Annotated in this window: 19 protein-coding genes and 4 pseudogenes; 18 read left to right on the plus strand and 5 right to left on the minus strand. The window is 58.7% G+C overall.

The window, feature by feature from the left end; all coding sequences use genetic code 11:
• Positions 1–7: 7 nt before the first annotated feature.
• A pseudogene (locus tag ACSQ9D_RS33850) lies at positions 8–906 on the minus strand (acetamidase/formamidase family protein).
• A gap of 286 nt (positions 907–1,192) precedes the next feature.
• Here ACSQ9D_RS33850 and ACSQ9D_RS33855 point away from each other — a divergent pair.
• From ACSQ9D_RS33855 to ACSQ9D_RS33870, 4 genes and pseudogenes are all read left to right on the plus strand, one after another.
• On the plus strand, positions 1,193–1,474 hold the full coding sequence (locus tag ACSQ9D_RS33855) for a hypothetical protein (RefSeq protein WP_436286134.1): 282 nt from the start codon (positions 1,193–1,195) through the stop codon (positions 1,472–1,474).
• Positions 1,475–1,972: 498 nt separating this feature from the next.
• A complete protein-coding gene (locus ACSQ9D_RS33860; RefSeq protein WP_436286135.1) occupies positions 1,973–2,275 on the plus strand; it encodes a hypothetical protein in 303 nt (100 codons plus the stop codon).
• A gap of 133 nt (positions 2,276–2,408) precedes the next feature.
• A complete protein-coding gene (gene nhaA, locus ACSQ9D_RS33865) occupies positions 2,409–4,268 on the plus strand; it encodes a Na+/H+ antiporter NhaA (RefSeq protein ID WP_436286136.1) in 1,860 nt (619 codons plus the stop codon).
• A gap of 30 nt (positions 4,269–4,298) precedes the next feature.
• A pseudogene (locus ACSQ9D_RS33870) lies at positions 4,299–4,575 on the plus strand (DUF3788 family protein); the annotation flags it as partial.
• A 148-nt stretch (positions 4,576–4,723) separates the two neighbouring features.
• Here ACSQ9D_RS33870 and ACSQ9D_RS33875 read toward each other — a convergent pair.
• Positions 4,724–5,377: pseudogene (locus ACSQ9D_RS33875) on the minus strand (IS5 family transposase); the annotation flags it as partial.
• 376 nt (positions 5,378–5,753) lie between these two features.
• Between ACSQ9D_RS33875 and ACSQ9D_RS33880 the strand changes: the two are divergent.
• Positions 5,754–6,398 carry a peroxiredoxin-like family protein gene (locus ACSQ9D_RS33880; protein ID WP_436286137.1) on the plus strand — a complete coding sequence of 215 codons (645 nt, stop codon included), beginning with the start codon at positions 5,754–5,756 and terminating at the stop codon, positions 6,396–6,398.
• A 148-nt stretch (positions 6,399–6,546) separates the two neighbouring features.
• Here ACSQ9D_RS33880 and ACSQ9D_RS33885 read toward each other — a convergent pair whose 3' ends face one another.
• Complete coding sequence (locus ACSQ9D_RS33885) at positions 6,547–6,720, minus strand: hypothetical protein (RefSeq protein WP_436286138.1); 174 nt, start codon at positions 6,718–6,720, stop codon at positions 6,547–6,549.
• A 147-nt stretch (positions 6,721–6,867) separates the two neighbouring features.
• Here ACSQ9D_RS33885 and msrB point away from each other — a divergent pair, with 147 nt between their 5' ends.
• The 7 genes and pseudogenes from msrB to msrA (ACSQ9D_RS33920) all read left to right on the plus strand — a co-directional run bounded on the left by msrB (position 6,868) and on the right by msrA (ACSQ9D_RS33920) (position 10,472).
• Positions 6,868–7,317, plus strand: a complete 450-nt coding sequence (gene msrB, locus ACSQ9D_RS33890) for a peptide-methionine (R)-S-oxide reductase MsrB (protein ID WP_436286139.1) — start codon at positions 6,868–6,870, stop codon at positions 7,315–7,317.
• Positions 7,314–7,823 (plus strand): peptide-methionine (S)-S-oxide reductase MsrA, encoded by a 510-nt coding sequence (gene msrA, locus ACSQ9D_RS33895; RefSeq protein ID WP_436286140.1) that lies wholly within the window; start codon positions 7,314–7,316, stop codon positions 7,821–7,823. The genes msrB and msrA (ACSQ9D_RS33895) overlap by 4 nt, the downstream gene beginning before the upstream one ends.
• 35 nt (positions 7,824–7,858) lie before the next feature.
• Positions 7,859–8,347, plus strand: coding sequence for a peroxiredoxin family protein (locus ACSQ9D_RS33900; RefSeq protein ID WP_436286141.1), 489 nt, complete (start codon positions 7,859–7,861; stop codon positions 8,345–8,347).
• 180 nt (positions 8,348–8,527) lie between these two features.
• On the plus strand, positions 8,528–8,704 hold the full coding sequence (locus ACSQ9D_RS33905) for a hypothetical protein (RefSeq protein WP_436286142.1): 177 nt from the start codon (positions 8,528–8,530) through the stop codon (positions 8,702–8,704).
• A 114-nt stretch (positions 8,705–8,818) separates the two neighbouring features.
• On the plus strand, positions 8,819–9,139 hold the full coding sequence (locus ACSQ9D_RS33910; protein WP_436286143.1) for an SUMF1/EgtB/PvdO family nonheme iron enzyme: 321 nt from the start codon (positions 8,819–8,821) through the stop codon (positions 9,137–9,139).
• Positions 9,051–9,647 (plus strand): annotated as a pseudogene (locus tag ACSQ9D_RS33915) (metal-dependent hydrolase); the annotation flags it as partial. The gene ACSQ9D_RS33910 and the pseudogene ACSQ9D_RS33915, both read left to right, overlap by 89 nt.
• A gap of 297 nt (positions 9,648–9,944) precedes the next feature.
• Positions 9,945–10,472, plus strand: a complete 528-nt coding sequence (gene msrA, locus ACSQ9D_RS33920) for a peptide-methionine (S)-S-oxide reductase MsrA (protein WP_436286144.1) — start codon at positions 9,945–9,947, stop codon at positions 10,470–10,472.
• 392 nt (positions 10,473–10,864) lie between these two features.
• On the opposite strand, the gene ACSQ9D_RS33925 is transcribed toward msrA (ACSQ9D_RS33920), so the two are convergent.
• The gene (locus ACSQ9D_RS33925) at positions 10,865–11,476 is read right to left on the minus strand and encodes a peroxiredoxin-like family protein (RefSeq protein ID WP_436286145.1); all 612 of its coding nucleotides are present in this window, start codon (positions 11,474–11,476) and stop codon (positions 10,865–10,867) included.
• A gap of 365 nt (positions 11,477–11,841) precedes the next feature.
• The gene (locus ACSQ9D_RS33930; RefSeq protein WP_436286146.1) at positions 11,842–12,357 is read right to left on the minus strand and encodes a Dps family protein; all 516 of its coding nucleotides are present in this window, start codon (positions 12,355–12,357) and stop codon (positions 11,842–11,844) included.
• A 997-nt stretch (positions 12,358–13,354) separates the two neighbouring features.
• Between ACSQ9D_RS33930 and ACSQ9D_RS33935 the strand changes: the two genes are divergently transcribed.
• The 6 genes from ACSQ9D_RS33935 (at position 13,355) to ACSQ9D_RS33960 (ending at position 18,339) form a co-directional block, all read left to right on the plus strand.
• Positions 13,355–14,236, plus strand: a complete 882-nt coding sequence (locus ACSQ9D_RS33935) for a LysR family transcriptional regulator (RefSeq protein ID WP_436286147.1) — start codon at positions 13,355–13,357, stop codon at positions 14,234–14,236.
• Positions 14,237–14,471: 235 nt separating this feature from the next.
• Positions 14,472–15,077, plus strand: a complete 606-nt coding sequence (locus tag ACSQ9D_RS33940) for a sulfite oxidase-like oxidoreductase (RefSeq protein ID WP_436286148.1) — start codon at positions 14,472–14,474, stop codon at positions 15,075–15,077.
• The gene (locus tag ACSQ9D_RS33945; RefSeq protein ID WP_436286149.1) at positions 15,070–15,816 is read left to right on the plus strand and encodes a ferredoxin reductase; all 747 of its coding nucleotides are present in this window, start codon (positions 15,070–15,072) and stop codon (positions 15,814–15,816) included. Before ACSQ9D_RS33940 ends, ACSQ9D_RS33945 begins: the two co-directional genes overlap by 8 nt.
• A 46-nt stretch (positions 15,817–15,862) precedes the next feature.
• Positions 15,863–16,372, plus strand: coding sequence for an OsmC family protein (locus ACSQ9D_RS33950; protein WP_436286150.1), 510 nt, complete (start codon positions 15,863–15,865; stop codon positions 16,370–16,372).
• Between the two features lie 225 nt (positions 16,373–16,597).
• Complete coding sequence (locus tag ACSQ9D_RS33955) at positions 16,598–17,518, plus strand: LysR family transcriptional regulator (protein WP_436286151.1); 921 nt, start codon at positions 16,598–16,600, stop codon at positions 17,516–17,518.
• Between the two features lie 158 nt (positions 17,519–17,676).
• Entirely contained in the window at positions 17,677–18,339 is a 663-nt protein-coding gene (locus ACSQ9D_RS33960) for a peroxiredoxin-like family protein (RefSeq protein WP_436286152.1), read from the plus strand.
• Positions 18,340–18,414 lie beyond the last annotated feature (75 nt).

The raw sequence follows: 18,414 nt of genomic DNA on the forward strand, positions 1-18,414 counted from the left end.
GATGTCTTTATCCCTTCAACCGTTCTTTGGATATCCGGCAGGCCACTGTGTAGGCCGGATCCAACACGTTGCCGATGTCATATCGCACGACCTCGCCGAGAAGGTGGCTGGCTGCCGTTTTGTCGAGGCCGTCATCACGACCCAGTCATTCCAGCATTTCCGTGGTAGCATGCTGGAGCGCCTGTTCAAGCGGACGTGCATTGCCGATCGTAAAGATGTCAGTAGACGTTTCGCCGCGAGGCCATGTGATTTTAGCTTCTTTCACAATGCACAGGCGCATCGTCACCTCGAAAGTCGTTTCGAATCCGGTGCGACCGATCTCGCCGTCGCCCTGCAGAGCCTGGCAGTCTCCAATGAAGAATAGCGCATCTGTTTCGAAGACCGGCAAACTCACAGTGGTCATTGTCCCAAACAAGCGATGGTCCATGTTGCCGCCATACTCCCGACTCGTTGCTCTCGATATTGACTGACCGAGACTTGGCGCCACTCGGAAACAGCCGATCATCGGTCGCATTGGCAGAACGAGATCTTCGAGGCCGGGGATCGGGTCTTGAAGGCGAACGGTCATGGAATGCCGATCAATCGCCCAAATGGCAGTGTCCCGGGGCGGTAGTCCGCGCACATTTTCGGGATCGACGACATTTGCCGCGACCGAACTCCGAGTCCGCCCGGTATCTCGAGTCGGGGTCATTGATAAAATCTCAACTTTCAAGGCGTCGCCTGGCTCGGCCCCGGAAACAAATATGGGACCATTCATCGGGTTCGGTCCCGAGGCACACCGCACCGCGACTTGTCGGAGCCCGCCGCATCAATCGGTCAAGATGACATCGCCGTCGTGACCGTCAGAACCGGGGGAAGTTTTCCAATGACATTGTGGTAGGTCTCGACGACCAGACGGTGAAGCATCTGAGTTATGTCGTGAGTTTGAGTGTTAGAGAGAGGCGAGGGTTTTTATTCACGGGCGGCGAATGGAGCTGCCGAGGAGAACGCCCAGTGCCTCCGAAGCCTGCCCCTACCGCAAGCGACGGCGCGAAAAGCACTTTGCCAAAGGCAATCTTTAGCGACAGCAACCGCGTTTGGTTATCGTCGTGCCGCAGATTTCGGGCTGCAATCGTCTGTAGAATGCCCGCTGCCTTGAGAATTCGGAGGAGGCCAACCGACAAGCGCAACCAGGACGCTGACGCGGGTCATCATGGACGAGAACGGCAAGGACGCCAAGCACATTGATCCGGAAGCGCTTCTGATCGCCGACGAGCACAACGCCTATGACGATCTAACCAATCTTGTCGCGCTGAACCGTGAATTTCGGCGACGCCTCGGCGCCTTGCTCGTCATTTCGGCGGGTCTTCTTGATCGTGTGTCGTCGGTGCCGCCTCGCGACGGTCGTATTTCCCGTAGTCGCGCACGATCCGCACTCTCCAGACCCGGGCCTTGTCATTCGGCGCGGAAGCGTCCTCGTAGGCCCGCGCTGTGACATAGTTGACCTCGATGTCGAACTGCCCCAGCCAGTCGTCGCACCTATGCCGGTAGAAAAAAAGAGAAGCCTGTGCCGCGCGCCGAGCTCCTTCAGAGTGAGAGGCGGGCGTTCCTTTCCCTCAGCATCGATCCGGTAGGGGACCGTGAGGTGACGGGCGGGTCGTCCTGCGATGCTTTGGGTCATGGGTGGACTCGCAACTCTGATTGCCGCGAGCCGTGCGCCGTCGGCCGCAGCCTCACAACCGCGCTCGCCGAGACAGCGTTATTGCCAAAAGTTCCGCTCGGGTAAGTCCTCGCAGACAGAAACGCCGCACTCGCTTCGCAGCGTCCCAAGCGTCTTTCACCCATTCCGATAACGGTCGGCTATCGACTCCATGGCGAAAGGTGATTTTCCTTTAGACCGTCATAGACCCAATCTTCGAGCCATTGTCGCCCGCCCGCGTGTGCGGGCTGAAGTCGGCGTTCCGTCGAACGATCGGAGGTTTGGAGGTCCGACATGCAGATCAAAGAGACACTCGACGGTTGCTTCGCCGGCGCGGTCGAGAGCCCTCCGCCGGAGGATCTCGTCGTGCTTGCGGACCGCGCCGACGTCTCTCTTGAAATACAGCGTGCATTCAGCGCGAGGGTGCAGAGCGTCCGCGAGGATGGCAATGGCGTCATCGCATCCGGGGTGGGTGGAGATTCCGCTCGTCGGGGCGACGACGAGATCTACGGGATCTTGTGCCGGAGCATCCACGCTCCGACGCGCGCGGTGTGTTCTCCTGCTGCGGGCGGAAGGGAGTGGGGGTTATCGTTATAAAGAGCAAGCTGGATACCGACACGTTGGCGCGCCTCTTTCTCCCGCGCGTTGCCGTCCAACCGCAGCGTATTCCCCGTCATCAACCCCGCGCCGACCTCGTAGCAGACGAGCGCACCTGGAGACCAATTCAGCGATGGAGTTCATAATCCCGCCCGGTCGCCTTGACCGTCCCGTCGATCATGAGAGGGACCACGTGCTCGGCCCCACCGATGCCGAAATCACGCTCGTCGAGTATGGCAGCTATGCGTGCCCGCACTGCAGGGCGGCCACCGAACGCATCGCGCAAGCGCGAGACCAACTTGGCGATCGCGTCCGGTATGTCTTCCGGCACTATCCGCTCCCGGACAACAGCCTTGCGTATCGGGCCGCCGAGCTCGCTGAGCTTGCCCAGACGCCCGAGGCGTTCTGGGCCGCACATATCAAGCTGATGACGAGGTCGATGCGGCTCACAGAGGATGACCTCGTCGCGGTGGCCGACGAGCTCGGCGTAAACGCCGACTTCGCGCTCGGCGACAGCGACGCCATGCGGCGCGCGAGGGCGAGGGTGGAGGCGGACGTCGCAAGCTCACATGCAAGCGGCGTGAGGTTCACACCAACCTTTTTCATCAACCGTCGGCGCTACGACGGGCCTTGGGACGAAAGCTCTCTCGTCGACGCGATGCTTGGGACACTCGGTCACCGAGTCCGTACGGCGGCCCTGGACTTCGCGAGCTGGGGCCCTTCCGCAGGTATTTTACTGGTCCTCGCGACGGTGGCAGCGATCATCCTCACGAACTCGCCGATTGGGCCGGCGTTTGAGGCTCTATGGCACCAGGAGCTCAGCGTGAGGTTAGGCGACGCAGCCTTTCGGATGCCCATCCTCCATTGGGTCAACGACGGCCTGCTGACGGTGTTCTTCCTCGTCGTGGGGTTGGAAGTGAAGCGCGAGATGACAGTTGGCCATCTCGCAAAACGTCGCTCCGCGGCGCTTCCGATCGCGGCCGCGCTCGGCGGCATGGTCATGCCGGCGCTTCTATATGCGCTGGTCATCCCTGCGGGGCCGTGGTCGCACGGGTGGGGGGTCCCGATGGCGACCGACACCGCATTCGCGATTGCTCTGATCGCCGTGATGGGCGCGCGCGTACCGGTCGAGTTGCGAATTTTCCTCACTGCGGCGGCCATCGTCGACGACATCGGTGCGATCGTTGTCGTCGCGGTGTTCTACTCCGGCGAGACCCATGCGGTTTACCTTGCCGCGGCCGCTACGGTCGTGGTTGCGCTGGCGCTGCTGAGCCGGTCGAGGATCTACCTGCTGTCGCCCTACGTCCTGTTGGGCGTCGCGTTGTGGGCGTTTGTCTACGCAAGCGGTCTCCACGCTACGCTGGCCGGCGTGGTACTTGCGCTGTTCATTCCGACGCGGCCGCCTGCCGATTTGGTCGCTCTGATGACGCAGGCCAGCACCATCATCGCCTCCGAGGCCCGACGCGAGGGCGAGGTTCTCAGGCATGGCCCCTCGACCCCGGCGCTGCACGCGCTTGACGCAATCTACGACAGACTTGAATCGCCTGCCGACCGGCTGCTGCGGCATGCCGGCGCACGGTCGAGTTATGCCATCCTTCCGATCTTTGCACTGGCTAATGCCGGCGTGACCATCAACCCCGGCGTTTTGGTTGGGCATGGTTGGCTCACGGTCGCGATCGTCGCTGGTCTCGTCATAGGAAAGCCGGTCGGCATCTTCCTCGCGGCCACCGCGGCCGTGCGCGCTGGCGTGGCCGTCAAACCGGCGGAGTACACATGGCGGCAACTGGCGGGGGCGGGAGCCCTGGCCGGCATCGGCTTCACGATGTCACTTTTCATTGCGGGACAGGCGTTTCCAAACGCCACCGACTTTTCGGTCGCCAAGATTGCCGTGTTCGCCGCCTCGATCCTATCGGCCACCGTCGGGACGACTCTGCTCTGGTGCGCGCCGAGCCGGAAGCTTTCTGAGGAGAGGCCTCAAAAGATAAGCGGCTAAGTGTCATAGCCCGCCGGCGTCCCGTCCCAAATTGGCGACAGGATCACCGACAAATCAGCACCGCCCGATGACATCGCCGTTCGCGACTGGATCGGACCGGAGGCGTTCGAGCCTTGGGCCGAGCTGCGGGAACTGGATCGAGGAATTCTACCCCGGTGTTTTCGCGCCGGATTGGCTCTATGGTGGCAAGAAACGCGGTTGGTCCCTGCGCTACAAGAAGACCAAGGCTTTCTGCACGTTCCTGCCGGAATACAGGCTGTTTTCGGCCAGGCTTGGGCTCACAGTCAAAGCGTTCGAGAGGAATCGGCAGCTTGGTCTTATCCTTGTCGTGGTCGAAACTGGATCGGGTGAGGATGAGGGTCTGACCAAGCTGGCTCACCCCCCGGGGAACTCGCAAGCCCCTCCTGGATACCAATTCGAATACGATTGGTATAGAATTTAGCTAGGGCATAGACTCATAACGACCTGATCCAGATGCGTATTGCGACGAGCTTGACTGCGGCGAGAAAGTTGCGTGGGTCTTTGTCATATCTGGTTGCAATCCCTCGGAGCTGCTTGAGTTTGTTGAAGAAGCGCTAGATCAGATTGCGTTGACGATAGACCCAGCGACTGAAACGGAAACTGGCCTTGCGGTTTTGTTTTGCCGGAATGTTGGCTCAAGCGTGTTTTTCTTTGGCCAAATCGCGCAGAGCATTGGTGTCATAGGCGCGATCAGCGAGCAGGATGGTACCTTTGCGCATGCCTTGCAGCATCGGCTCTGCCATCCGGATATCGTGAGCTTGCCCTGCTGGCAGGTCGAGACTGATCGGTCTGCCGTCTGCGTCGACGACCGCGTGGATTTTTGTCGTCATGCAGCCGCGGGAACGTACCATGCAGCCATCGGCACGATCCCCTTTTTCCTGTGGCCGCATGCTGATGAACGCGAACACAGGAACTGTCGATCATGACGATGTCGCCGTCGAACGCCTTTGCGATATCGCGCAAGACATGGTCCCAGACAACGGCATTTCTCCATAGCACAAAACGATTGTAGCACGTCGTGTAAGGACCATATCGCTCCGGCACGTCTGTCAGGGGGAGCCGGTGCGGAAGCGCCACAGGATGCCGTTACCCGATCCCCGCGACTTACGTGATCGACCGCGAGGGGATCATAAGGAGTGCTTTTGTCGAGCCCTCACAAGAGTCTCGCTGCTGGGGGTGTGCTCTCGATCGGGAGCTGACGCTGCCGGAGCAATGATGAAGTGTCGGAAGGTAGACCGAGGGTACCGACTGCGAGATCGCTTATTCGCGGTGTGTTACATGTCGACAGAATATCGCGTTTGCGCCAACGTAATGGCATTGATTCAATAGCCACAGGTCATTTGACTGGGGTTGCGTGGTCTCCTATCGTGATTCGCAAAAAATGCCGGATTGAGGGACATCTATTCGTTGATCTTTCGGAAATCTGCGTGTGAGTGCTTTTAATTGGTGGTCCGCGAAAACAAGATGAACTATGACAAAACGAGGGCTGATCTGCTTGCCGCGTTCGCGCCAACAGATTGGGAGGCTTACAACTTTCTGGTAAACTGGATCCGGGAGCAAGACTTCGCGTCGCGCGCCCTGAATGTTGGCGACACTGCGCCGGATTTCTTGCTGCCGGATGCCGATGGCCGCTTGGTTTCGTCCGAGCAACTGCGGCGCGAGGGACCCCTTGTCATAAGTTTCTTCCGAGGTGGATGGTGCCCCTATTGCACGGCCGAGCTCTGCGCCCTCCAGGCGGCGAAGCAAGAGTTCGAGGATCTCAAAGCCAACCTCGTCGTTCTCAGCCCGGACACGAGGGACTTCCCCCGGGAAATGAAGCGCAGCTTCGGTCTAGACCTCCAGGTCCTCGCGGACGTCGACTATGGCGTCGCCATGTCCTACGGCGTCCTGTTCTCCGTTCCCGAAGAAACCCGGGCCTATTACACGAGCCTTGGAATCAATCTTGGGAAGAGGCACGGCTCATCCATGTGGATGCTGCCACTGCCAGCCACCTATGTTGTCGATCGCAATGGCCAAATCCAAAACGCGTTCATAGAGCCGGACTTCACGAAAAGGCAGGAACCTGTCGACATCCTCGCGGCCGTGCGCAGGCTCCCCGCAGAAAGCTGAGGCGAACCGGCAGGGCGCTCAATTACTCGTTCGCGCCCGAGTGCGATTGCGGCAATGCGCGCTCGGCCGTGAATCCGCTCACGAAGGCAGCGACCTTTTCACTCGACATCTCGCAGGGCTTGAGGACCGCTTTGCCCGTCCGGGTTCGCTACAAATTAAAGCTTACGATGTCCTTGCCCGCGAGTTCGCGCGCAAATAGGCTGGTTCTTCTGCCATCCTTGGAACGGCGAAGCGTCACGCCGTAGCGTCGGCCCATGAACGCTCCTTCGCTATAACCCTGGGGCAGGTTTGCCAGCGCCCACTCGAATTTGTCGGCTCCCATCGCAACCCGCTCCTTTGCTACAGCATCCGGGAGGGCCTATCGAGCCATCGTATCGCTCTTCCGTCCACGCATCGACTCAATTCCCATCGGTTATTGGACCGGCGGCCTCCGGTTTCTTATCTCTAAGGCTCAAATGGAGGATAGCATATGAGAGTTTACACCAAGAATTCCGATGCTCTGTCTCGCCTCACGCCGGAACAATACCGGGTGACGCAACAGTCGGGCACCGAACGCCCTGGCACCGGCGAATATCTGGATAACAAGGAGCCCGGCATCTACGTCGACATAGTATCCGGCGAGCCGCTCTTTGCATCTTCAGATAAGTATGAATCCGGCTGCGGCTGGCCGAGCTTCACGAAGCCGATCGAGCCGGCCAATGTCAGCGAACTGACCGACACGTCACACGGCATGGTCCGCACGGAAGTGCGCTCCAGCCACGGTGACAGCCATCTTGGTCACGTCTTTCCTGACGGCCCGCGCGATCGCGGCGGCCTGCGCTATTGCATCAACTCGGCGTCGCTCCGCTTCGTCCATCGCGACAAGATGGAAGCGGAAGGTTACGGCGCCTATCTCAATCAGGTGGAGGAAGTTCAATGACGACCGAACGCGCAGTTCTCGCAGGCGGCTGCTTCTGGGGCATGCAGGACCTCATTCGCCGCTATAACGGCGTTATGTCTACCCGTGTCGGTTATACCGGCGGCGAAGTGCCGAATGCGACCTACCGCAACCACGGCAACCATGCCGAAGCGATCGAGATCGTCTTCGATCCGGCCAAGATCAGTTATCGTGAGCTTCTGGAGTTCTTCTTCCAGATCCACGACCCGACGACGCTGAACCGTCAGGGCAACGACCGTGGCGCGAGCTACCGCTCGGCGATTTTCTACACGAGCGACGAGCAGAAGCTCGTCGCGGAAGACACGATTGCCGACGTCGATGCTTCGGGCCTCTGGCCGGGCAAGGTCGTCACAGAGGTGACCCCCATCGGCGATTTCTGGGAGGCCGAGCCGGAGCACCAAGACTACCTGGAGCGTATTCCGAACGGCTACACATGCCATTTCGTCCGCCCGCAATGGAAGCTGCCGCGACGCAACGCGGCGGCCTGACCCTTTCGCCTAGGGAAGACAAGGAGGGAGACGCCATGACATACGGCATTTCCGGAAGTCCAGCACCCGAGCTGCTCGTTCCGTACTGGATCGACGCGGAAGGCAAGCCGCGCACGCCAGTCACCGTTTCTGGACTCGGGCCACGCCACCGGGTACTGTTTTTCTATCAGCACTGGTGTTCCGGCTGTCACTCGCACGGGTTCCCAGCTTTGCTATCACTCATCGAGCGGACTCGAGATGTCGAGGTCGCTTACGCCGTGGTGCAGACTGTCTTCGAGGGCGCCGAAACCAACACGCCTGAGCGACTGTCGGAGGACCAGCGACGGTATGGGCTGCGCATTCCCTTCGGCCACGATAGGCGCCTGCCCGGACACCGACTTCCCACAACGATGGAGAACTATCGCACCGGCGGAACACCCTGGTTCGCCGCCCTCGACCCGGCCGGCGTGGTACTGCAGGACGGCTTCGCTATCGCCGCCGAGGAATTCATCGCGGCGGTCGACAAGGCGCGCACGACGGCGTGACACCCCACCACCGGTCGCGATCCAGTCGCGATCGGGCGCGGAAACGCGCGCTGGGCAGGACCTTGCGTGCCCTCTGCGTCTCGAGCAGCAGCACCAGGAGTTCCTGCTCACGGACATTCTCCACCTCTTCGCGCAAAACCCCCTCCGTCCTGCCTATCGCGATCCGGCGTCGCCGTCGAGATGCAGGCGTCGCCCCCGCTCTCCTTCACCGCTTTCGAGGGCGGCATCTACGAGGTCGGCCACGGCGGCCCCGGATTCGCCTTCGACAGCGAAGGCCCTCGCCACCAGGCACTGATCGAGCCCTTCCGGCTCGCCGATTCGACTTGTGACGAATGCGGATTGGATATCGTTCATTGAAGACGGCGGTTACAGCAAGAGGCTTCTTTGGCTTTCAGAGGGCTGGGCCCGCGCGCTTGCGGACGACTGGGCTCTGCCGCATATTGGGAGAAGCGAGACGGGCAGTACTGGACGATGACACTGCGGGGGTTCCGGCCGGTGGATCCGACCGCGCCAGTCGCTCACATCAACTACTTCGAGGCCGACGCGTACGCGACCTGGGCCGGCAAGCGCCTCCCCACGGAAAGCGAGTGGGAGGTCGCCACACGCGGGCTGGACCTCGACGGGACTTCCTCGATACGAACCTGCTGCGACCGAAGCCTCCAGCGCCGCGCGCCGGACTGCAACAGATGTTCGGCGACATTTGGGAGCCGCCGTGGGTGTCACCCATGTGCTGCTCACACACGGCCACGACGATCATGTCGGCGACACGCTCGCCATCTTGAAAAAGACTGACGCTATGTTGGTCGCCAACTTCGAGATCTGCAACTATTTGGCAGGGCAGGGCGCCAATGGCGACAAGGTCAATCCTGGACTTCAAGGCGGTACACTGGACTGCGGCGCCTTCACCACCACTTTCGTCAATGCCGTGCACTCCTCGTCGGCCGGTATGGAAGACGGGCGGAATGTCTATCTCGGCAATCCAGCCGGCCTCGTTCTCCATTTCGCTAATGACAAAACACTCTATCACATGGGCGACACCGACATCTTCGGCGATATGATGCTGATCGAAGAACTGCACAGGCCGGATATCGGCATTGTGCCCATCGGTGATCGTCTCACTGTGGGCGGCGCAGTGGCAGCGCTCGCCTGCCGGCGTTATTTCGACTTCGACAAAGTGATCCCTTGCCACTACGGAAGCTTTCCCATTATCGATCAGACCGCCGAAAAATTCGTCGAGGGACTTAGGGGCTCGCTAACCGAGGCCGTGGTCCCGAAAGTTGGCGAGACAATCTCCGTCTAGTGTGATTTTGTGGCACGCTGGGCATAGGCAGGCTCGGTAGGCACCGCCCGAGTTCGCGTATGATGACCACCATGTCAGGCGGTTGCATCATGGTGTTTCGCATTTCCAATGTTGCGGCAAAACGCGCCTGACCTCGCAATGTGGATCCGCGCTGTCCTCTAATAATAGTGGCGGATCGGTTGCAAGCGAGCCCAGCTGATTTCTCTCCACGGTTATCATTCCTATGCCCACTTTTCATGCCCGCGTCGACGGAAAAGCCAATAGCGTTACGTTACCTATTTCGCCGGAGGACATCGCATGGCGGTCGAGACGGAAAGAGCAATACTCGCGGGCGGTTGCTTCTGGGGGGTGGAGGACCTGCTCCGTCGGGTAAAGGGAGTCGTGTCGACCCGCGTCGGTTATACTGGCGGCGAAATGTCCAATCCGACTTACTTCGACCACGATGGCCATGCCGAGGCTGTCGAGGTTGTCTACGATCCGACGGTGTTGAGCTACCGCGTTCTTCTAGAACTGTTCTTCCAGATCCATGATCCGACGACATACGAGCAGCAGGGCAGCGACTCCGGACCGAGCTATCGCTCAGCGATCTTTTACACAGACGATGTTCAGAAGGAAGTCGCTCTTGCGACAATCTCAGACATCGAAGCTTCAGGCCGCTGGCCTGGACCAATCGTGTCCGAGATAAATCCCGAGGAGCGATTTTGGGAGGCCGAGCCCGAGCACCAAGACTATTTGTTGCGGCATCCTGGCGCCTATTCCTGCCATTACCTACGCCCCAACTGGCGCCTTCCCCCTGGCGAAAAGCTGGCGCGGGCTGAGATTTGACAACGCGCGACGCATGGTGGGCGGCTGGCGCGGACGAGGCGAACGGAATAAGGATCAAGACCTTCGAGTGTCTGAAGCTTTTATATATGTCCTAAGGGCGGCGGCCTCCTTCTGAAACTCCGTCGAACCTAAGCGGCCGTTGCGTAACGCAAGAGTCGTAGATCCGAAGGCGATCGCAAGCCACCAAACGTTCCCCGGCCTACGGAGTGCACCGATTGGCGCTCACAGCACTCGCTCACCGCCACAAGGAAACGCGTTCGAATGACGTTCGCGCCGTGCTAACTCACGGCGGCGCCGAATGCCTCCCGTTTGCTTATCTCGCATCGATCCGTCCCAAGCGCTTTTCGACATCTCGCGACGACAGTGCGTGGCGCAGAGCATTCCTGCAGTGACTACGCGCCCCGTGCGCTCCAGAGGCGGTCTAGTACCGGAAGGATGTCTGACGGGTTTGACCGGTGAGTTTGATCAGGATCCACTTCCGAGTAGACGATGACTCCATCTTGATCGACAACGAACCTCGCTGGTATTGGAAGTGTCCAACTATCCTCCCCGTGAAGGTTTGGCAGATCGATTCCGCTCTTCAGATGCAGTGCCTGAAGGATCTCGGGAATGTGCCAGCGAACACCGAACTCCAGCGCGATTTTCCCGCCTTGGTCGCACAAGATTGGTAGAGTTACCTGAGTGGTCCTTCGGGTTCTCGCATTCTCTTCTGTTGTCTGCGGCGAGATGGCGACCAGCGAAGCTCCACGTGCCTCGATTAACGGGCGGATTTCTTCGAACGCTCTCAAGCTGAGATTGCAACCCGGACACCAGTTTCCGCTATAAAAGAATAAAAGGAGCGGACCGCGGCGCAATATCGACGTCGAGCAAATCTCTACACCATCTTGGTTGGGGAGGCGGAAGCTCGGCGAGTGTCGACCGGCGGCTAACACCTTCTCAGCTTGGCCGGAAGCCTTCAGGTATTCCGCAGCTTGCGCGAGTGTATTCGTAATTTCAGTGGTCATCTCCAGCCCCTCGTATGCCAAACGGCCCGCGTTTCAATGCCCGAGCTGGACAAATCTCAGTAGCGATCATTGGCGCCTTCAATATATTTAGCGGCCTCATGAGCCGAGCGTGGATCGCCCAGGCCAACCGATTTGACCTATTGTCCGCAAACATGGCGGACCCAAATCGGGCGCTCCTCCCATCGTGCTCGACGGTCGTGTGAAGATGAAGAGACCGCCTTCTAGCGCCTAATAAAATCTCAATACAAGTGAACAGGTCTACCATCAGAATCCAACGGGATTAATGCCTACCCCGCCCTGAAGCACGGGGATTTTGACGCGAGCCTATGCAGGCACCTGAAATTTGTGGGTGGCGTGCGCTCGGGTTAAGGTCTCCTGGTCGTCTCGAACAAGAACCATGTGCGTCGTTCCGCTTCGTCGATCCAGTTTTCGATAAGGCTGGCCGTAGGGACATCGCCATGCTGGCCGCAGACGTTGTGTGTCCGCCGCATGCGCTCGGTGAGCGTCAGGTTATCTTCCTTCAGCTCGGCCAACATGTCTTCAGCTGTGACGAAATCCGCATCATTATCCTCGATTTGCTTCACCTTGGCGATGTGGCCGATCGAGCGGATCGTGGTGCCGCCGAGCTTGCGGGCTCTTTCCGCTATTTCGTCCGTCATCGCGAACATCTGAGCGGCCTGCTCATCGAGGAGAAGGTGATAATCTCGGAAATGCGGACCTGAAATGTGCCAATGGAAGTTCTTGGTCTTGACGTAAAGCGCAAACACGTCTGCCAGAAGTGCATTGAGGGCGGCTGAAATATCCTTGGTGGCATCGGGGCCGAGATTAGTCGGCGTGTCGAGCGGCGCCTCGCGGCGCTTTCTCGCGTCTTCGATTCTCATTTTTAGTCTCTCCTTCAGCTTTGATGCAGTCTTGCCGTTCGCCGCGGGATGGCTCTGAACAAGCAATTTCGCGAAATTGAGCCTGGACATTAGCGAGGCTCCGGTCCGCCAATCACAGGGATACCGGCCCTCCTCAGGAAGCTGCATGTAAGATCCTGCCATCGCCCACCAACGCAGGAGCCCCGCGAGGTCAGCAGTCGCATCCCGGACTAAGGTAATTTACCGAACCCAACCGCCGAGAGGCGTGACGATTTCGATTACGTCGTCGCTTTGCATCCGACCCTCGTAGCCTCTCAAATACGGTATCGTGCTCCGACTGTCGGCCGTCGCACTAAAAGTTTCAGTACCATGCTTTGGAGGGTTACCTTGCAGAGCTGCGAAGTGAAATCACCTCTCGCCATGGAGTCAATAGACGAGAGTTATTGTCGCCCCGAGGCATGAATGCCACCATCCGCATGGCATCTCGAAACCGGCGCTATTATTCGCAGAGGAGCGTAAACCACTCATGCCGCGAAGTTTGCTTTGTGAGCGCCGACAGACGCGCGTACATGCCGCGCGAGAGTGGCAAAAAAAGCGAGACACCGTAGGTCACTCATCATCCTGATGAATAACTCAAACGCATTTTCAAGATCTAGCGTCCCGTGGATGAATTGGTCAATTTGCGCGCCGACGCATTCGAAAATCATTCGGGACCTGACGCGCCTCTGGGGGAGTTTTGGCTAAAGCACCGCTCGGCCGTCGCTTTAACAACAATTGGAGAACGGACTGGCTCGACGACGACGATGATCGCTGAGAAAGAACCAGCTGACGCTGCCCACTACCCTGAAAGCGGTGGAACTCGCCGGTTCTGTCGGCCGAGCCGCGACGCCGGAACGCCATCCGTTATCTCGGAAATTGAGAGGCTATTTCTATTAATCGATGTATTATCTTTATGCGCGAGAGGTGGCATTTTGGCTCAGGAAGTCATCTGGGAAATAGGACGAAAAATAGAGAAGTGATGAACGATCGACTGACAGCGTTGAAACTGTTTGCCCGTGCGGGTCGTGTGGGTAGCTTTTCGAGCGCCGGTCGTGAACTCGGTCTCTCTCAGCCCTCGACCTCACGCCTTATCGCTGCGTTGGAAGCGGAGGTCGGCGTGACACTCTTCAGCCGCACAACTCGAGCGGTCACGCTGACGGACGCTGGTGCAACCTACTTGACGCGTGTAGAGGCGATCCTGGCGGCGCTCGACGAGGCCGATCACGAGGCTCGCGGTACTGGAGAGCTGCGGGGAGTACTTCGTGTCGGCACCTCGTCAAGCTTCGTAATCCGGGAGATCATTCCCAGGCTGCCGAAGTTTTTATCAGCCCATCCGGCGCTTCGTGTCGAATTACTATCGAACGATCGTTATCAGGACCTGGTCACCGAGGGCATCGACGTCGCCTTTCGCTTCGGAAGCCTGCCTGACTCCAGCGCCGCCGTGAGGAAGGTGATCGACGCTCCGCGCATTCTTGCCGCCACCCCCTTCTACCTCAAAGAGCACGGCACGCCGTTGATGCCGTCGGATCTTGCACACCACTCGGTGATCATCAGTCCAGCGCATCCCTCGCCGACGTTCTCGTTCCGCAAGGACGGGCGTGTTGCGTCCGTCCGAGTGGAAAGTCAGTTAGCAGTGACAATTACTGAAGGCGCAACCGCCGGCGCGAAGGCTGGGCTGGGAATCGTCGCCTCAAGCCTCCATAGCGTGAGGAATGAGTTGGAATGCGGCGCCCTCGTTCGCATTCTGTCCGACTGGGACTTCGGCTCGATGGAGGTCAACGCATTGTTCGTCAGCGGAAAGACCATAAAGCCCGCCGCGCGCGCGTTCACGGATTTCCTCGTCGCGGAGCTTCGACGCTGACCTTACGGAACATTCCGACCGGTTATGGATATGATAGCTTTACCCGAATAGCCGCCGAATTTAATTATTGAACGCACCAGATGGTAGACGTGGCGCTGAGACGATCTCCCAGTCATTCCAAGATTTACTTTGTGCCGCAACCGACATGCGAATTCGTCCAAGCCGGTGGATCAATCATTCAAACAATCGGGACCTCAACACAACCAGGCACCCGAAACGCTGCAAGGAGTCCGCCATGATCACCAGAGGCTTTACCGGCCGAAATTTGGGTGGAGACCAGTTGGATCGAATTCCACCGGGCCAGCACCTTGTCGAGCACTTCCCTGTCCTGACAGCGGGGCCAACCCCCCGCGTCGAGACAACGGATTGGAAGTTTACACTCAAGGTCGGGCCCAGGCCTATTAAGGTTTGGAACTGGAACGAGTTCAACGCTCTGCCCAAGACCAAGATGACGAGAGACATTCATTGCGTCACATCGTGGTCAAAACTCAATACTGCCTGGGAGGGTGTGCTCATCGACGACATCCTTGCCGATGCTGGTGTTGAGCGTCCCACGGATTTCATGCTCGCACATTGTTTCGATGGCTATTCGACAAATGTTCCCTTCGCGGATCTTGCCTCCGGAAAGGCCATGGTCGCTCTGAATTACGAGGGACAGCCGCTTCCCCGCGACCATGGTGGCCCGGCACGTCTCCTTGTTCCACACCTCTACTTCTGGAAATCCGCCAAGTGGGTAAACGCGCTCCAATTTACCGAACGCGACGAGGCGGGCTTCTGGGAATTGCGCGGATATCACATTTATGGCGACCCGTGGCGCGAGCAGCGGTATACCAATGACTGAGGGTGGCGCCCGCTCCGCTCCTTGGCAAACATGCACCATCGCCGAGATCGTTCAGCAAACGTCGACCATCAAAAGCTTTTTCTTGCGCCTCAGCGAGCCATTTGCGTACATCGCCGGTCAACATGTCGATGTGCGACTGACTGCTCCAGACGGCTACGTAGCAATGCGAAGTTATTCGATTGCCTCCGCGCCGAGCTCCGCGAATGTCATTGAGCTTGCCATTGAACGGCTCGCGGACGGTGAAGTCTCTCCGTTTTTCCATGACATTGCAGCTGTCGGCGATGAGATCGAACTACGCGGCCCGCTTGGCGGCCACTTCCTTTGGCCAGAACGTTCAACCGCACCGGTACTTTTGATCGGCGCAGGAAGTGGCGTCGTCCCGCTAATGGCGATGATCCGGCAACGCCGCGCTCTGCCGCAGACTGTACCGACGGCGCTGCTCGTGTCATCCCGGACACATCGCGACGTGTTGTTCGCTGATGAATTGTTCTCACTGGAGATGACTGACCGAACATTCAAGTTGGCGCTGGCGATTACCCGAGAGACGCCATCGCGCGTTGGCGACTTTGCGCGACGCATCGATAGCGCGATGGTCACCGAGTTAATCGCCCGGCTCCATCATATGCCCGGGCATGTGTTTGTCTGCGGATCAAACCCCTTCGTCAATATAGCGGCTGATGGTGCGCTAATGGCAGGACTCGACGCCTCGGTTGTCAAGACCGAACGCTATGGCGGTTAGGGACGCCGCTTTCAAGACACACTGAACCCAATGGAAGGAAGCCTCTATGACATCACAGGATAGTGCACACGAGCTCCGCGAAGTTGTCGTCGCAAGCGACCCCAGCAATCATGGCGCGCTGGTTGGTCATGTCGACACATCTCAGTTCGAAATCGGGGGGCCAGATGGGTTGGGTCAAGTCGCTCCCGGTCCCAATCCTTACGACCTTCTCAGCGCATCTCTCGCGGCATGCACCGCCATGACCGTTCGGTTTCAGGCCCGGCGACAGAAACTCCCACTGGAGCACGTGGAAGTTGGCGTCAGCTTCTACCACGGTGTACAGGGCGAGAGAGATGCGTTTCAGCGCACTCTCGCGCTGGAGGGAGAACTCGACGCACAACAGCGCGCATATTTGCTGGAGGCAGCAAACCTCTGCCCTGTCGGCGAGATTCTCGGCATTAGTGCGGATATTCACACACGCTTGGACGCCGCTACTTCTGGCCATAACGCGAGCACTCAGGCCAGATATGAGGATGTTCTGGGGGAACTGCAGATCCCGTATGTCGATGCGGATTGAACGTCTCTCGTGCGGTCGATCACCGCGCTGGGACGCCACGGCCTATCACACCAGTAGAGCCTCAGGCTTTATGCAATCCGTTATTCAGGCCCGTGTTGATCGTCTTCATGCGGATCTTCTCTCCGCCTCCACAGTTCTCAAATCACCGTCCCGAAACTGGGCGGCCTACCGCTCACCCTAATAATAGGCTAATCAAGCGGACGGCCTCTCGGAAAGTGAGAGAAGATGGATCGCTTGGAAGCAATGGAATATTTTATCGCTGCGGTTGAAGCGGGAAGCTTGTCCGCGGCTGGGCGCCAGCTGAACGTTCCTCTTCCCACGGTAAGCCGCAAGGTTGCTGACCTCGAGGCTCATCTCAATACTCAGTTGTTGGTTCGCTCGACCCGTAAGCTGGCGTTGACAGAGGCGGGGGTCTCGTATCTGGCTGCGTGCAAACGCATTCTCGACGAGGTTGACGAAGCCGAATCTCAAGCTGCTGGAGAGCATAACGTTCCACGCGGCGGTCTTACGATCACGGCGCCGATCGTCTTCGGTCGGCTTTATGTCGTCCCGGTAGTGATCGCGTTCTTGGCCAAGTTTCCACAGATAAATGTCTATTTGACGCTGTCAGATCATACACTTGACCTCGTTGACGAGCACGTCGATCTTGCCATTCGGACGGGTGCGTTGTCTGATAATACGTTTGTTGCGACTAAGGTTGGTGAAATTTGTCGGGTCGTGTGCGGGAGTCCCGCTTATTTTTCGGCCCACGGAACGCCAAAGACGTTGGATGACTTGGCCAAGCATATGTGTGTCACCTACACCGCGCTTGCGTCAGGGTCGACCTGGATTTTCAATCCTCGCGACGGCAAGCCGAGCCGTGGAATCCGTCCGCAGTGCCGATTGAAGATCAATACGGCCGAAGCGGCGATAGACGCCGCCATTGCGGGTGTCGGCGTTACAAACGTGCTCTCATATCAAGTCGTCAAGGCGGTCTCTGAAGGGAAGTTGTCGATAATCCTCCGAGATTTTGAGCCCGAACCGGCACCGGTCCATATTATTCACGCCCGACAGGCGCTGTTGCCCTTGAAAATACGCCTCTTCATCGATTTCGCCGTTTTGTATCTGCGCAAGTCCTTAGACGACGACCTCGCGATGCTGAGATAAGGTCATCGAGGTGGCCCGGGACAAAGATTAGGTTGTACGACGCCAGTCTCACTCATGTCGTACGAGAATATGTGAAACTTGCGTTACAGCACTACCGCCACACCACGCCATAGCCAATGTTGATCAGCAACCCGCCGAATACGGTGAGGATAACCACAATGCGACTCCAGGACGAACTCGATGCGGTTAGGGACAAGTGTTTTGAAAACACCCCTCCGCACATTTGGCGTGTCCGCCAGGAAGCTATCGACGACCTGGTCTCCACCGGCATCGCCGAAAGAGCTATTCACGCCGGAGACCACGCCCCGGAATTCCGCCTGCGCAACCCCGATGGCAATGTGATTTCTTCCTACGACCTTTTGAAGGGTGGCCCGATTGTCATTGTTTTCTATCGGGGCGGATGGTGCCCTTATTGCACCGTTGATTTGCGAGCGATCGAGGTTGCCGCGCGGCAGCTCCGCTCGTTAGGCGCGTCGATTGTCGCGGTTTCTCAACAGTCTGCGCACGAGAGCCGCTCTACTGAGCGAATGAATGGTTTGTCATTCCCCAGCCTCGTCGACCGCGGCGGGAAGGTCGCTCGCGCGTTCGGCTTGCGTTGGAAGCTGTCCCGAGAGTTGCGTGCCGCTGAAATAGAATGTGGTCTCGACCTTGCTGCTGTGAATGGCGAGCCAAGCTGGACACTAACGATGCCAGCTCTGTACGTACTAAGTCCAGCTGGGATCGTCGAGTACGCCGATGTCAGCGCCGACTATACCCGTCGCTGCGATCCAACCGAGCTCTTTCCCATCCTCAACCATATTTGCGCGCACTTGATGCACTGATCCTCGACGCTTTCCCGCTCTGGATTCCAGAAAACGTGTCCGCTCGTCCATGGATGACCGACACGGGTTTCCTCG

Origin of the sequence: Rhizobium sp. LjRoot258 (genome assembly GCF_964254185.1) — a bacterium.
Lineage (GTDB): Bacteria > Pseudomonadota > Alphaproteobacteria > Rhizobiales > Rhizobiaceae > Rhizobium.

Excerpts from the sequence above, each read along its gene's own strand:
- ACSQ9D_RS33855 (WP_436286134.1), top strand. The coding sequence starts at position 1,193 with ATGGACGAGAACGGCAAGGACGCCAAGCACATTGATCCGGAAGCGCTT.
- ACSQ9D_RS33860 (WP_436286135.1), top strand. The coding sequence starts at position 1,973 with ATGCAGATCAAAGAGACACTCGACGGTTGCTTCGCCGGCGCGGTCGAG.
- nhaA (WP_436286136.1), top strand. The coding sequence starts at position 2,409 with ATGGAGTTCATAATCCCGCCCGGTCGCCTTGACCGTCCCGTCGATCAT.
- ACSQ9D_RS33880 (WP_436286137.1), top strand. The coding sequence starts at position 5,754 with ATGAACTATGACAAAACGAGGGCTGATCTGCTTGCCGCGTTCGCGCCA.
- ACSQ9D_RS33885 (WP_436286138.1), bottom strand. The coding sequence starts at position 6,720 with ATGGGAGCCGACAAATTCGAGTGGGCGCTGGCAAACCTGCCCCAGGGT.
- msrB (WP_436286139.1), top strand. The coding sequence starts at position 6,868 with ATGAGAGTTTACACCAAGAATTCCGATGCTCTGTCTCGCCTCACGCCG.
- msrA (WP_436286140.1), top strand. The coding sequence starts at position 7,314 with ATGACGACCGAACGCGCAGTTCTCGCAGGCGGCTGCTTCTGGGGCATG.
- ACSQ9D_RS33900 (WP_436286141.1), top strand. The coding sequence starts at position 7,859 with ATGACATACGGCATTTCCGGAAGTCCAGCACCCGAGCTGCTCGTTCCG.
- ACSQ9D_RS33905 (WP_436286142.1), top strand. The coding sequence starts at position 8,528 with ATGCAGGCGTCGCCCCCGCTCTCCTTCACCGCTTTCGAGGGCGGCATC.
- ACSQ9D_RS33910 (WP_436286143.1), top strand. The coding sequence starts at position 8,819 with ATGACACTGCGGGGGTTCCGGCCGGTGGATCCGACCGCGCCAGTCGCT.
- msrA (WP_436286144.1), top strand. The coding sequence starts at position 9,945 with ATGGCGGTCGAGACGGAAAGAGCAATACTCGCGGGCGGTTGCTTCTGG.
- ACSQ9D_RS33925 (WP_436286145.1), bottom strand. The coding sequence starts at position 11,476 with ATGACCACTGAAATTACGAATACACTCGCGCAAGCTGCGGAATACCTG.
- ACSQ9D_RS33930 (WP_436286146.1), bottom strand. The coding sequence starts at position 12,357 with ATGAGAATCGAAGACGCGAGAAAGCGCCGCGAGGCGCCGCTCGACACG.
- ACSQ9D_RS33935 (WP_436286147.1), top strand. The coding sequence starts at position 13,355 with ATGAACGATCGACTGACAGCGTTGAAACTGTTTGCCCGTGCGGGTCGT.
- ACSQ9D_RS33940 (WP_436286148.1), top strand. The coding sequence starts at position 14,472 with ATGATCACCAGAGGCTTTACCGGCCGAAATTTGGGTGGAGACCAGTTG.
- ACSQ9D_RS33945 (WP_436286149.1), top strand. The coding sequence starts at position 15,070 with ATGACTGAGGGTGGCGCCCGCTCCGCTCCTTGGCAAACATGCACCATC.
- ACSQ9D_RS33950 (WP_436286150.1), top strand. The coding sequence starts at position 15,863 with ATGACATCACAGGATAGTGCACACGAGCTCCGCGAAGTTGTCGTCGCA.
- ACSQ9D_RS33955 (WP_436286151.1), top strand. The coding sequence starts at position 16,598 with ATGGATCGCTTGGAAGCAATGGAATATTTTATCGCTGCGGTTGAAGCG.
- ACSQ9D_RS33960 (WP_436286152.1), top strand. The coding sequence starts at position 17,677 with ATGCGACTCCAGGACGAACTCGATGCGGTTAGGGACAAGTGTTTTGAA.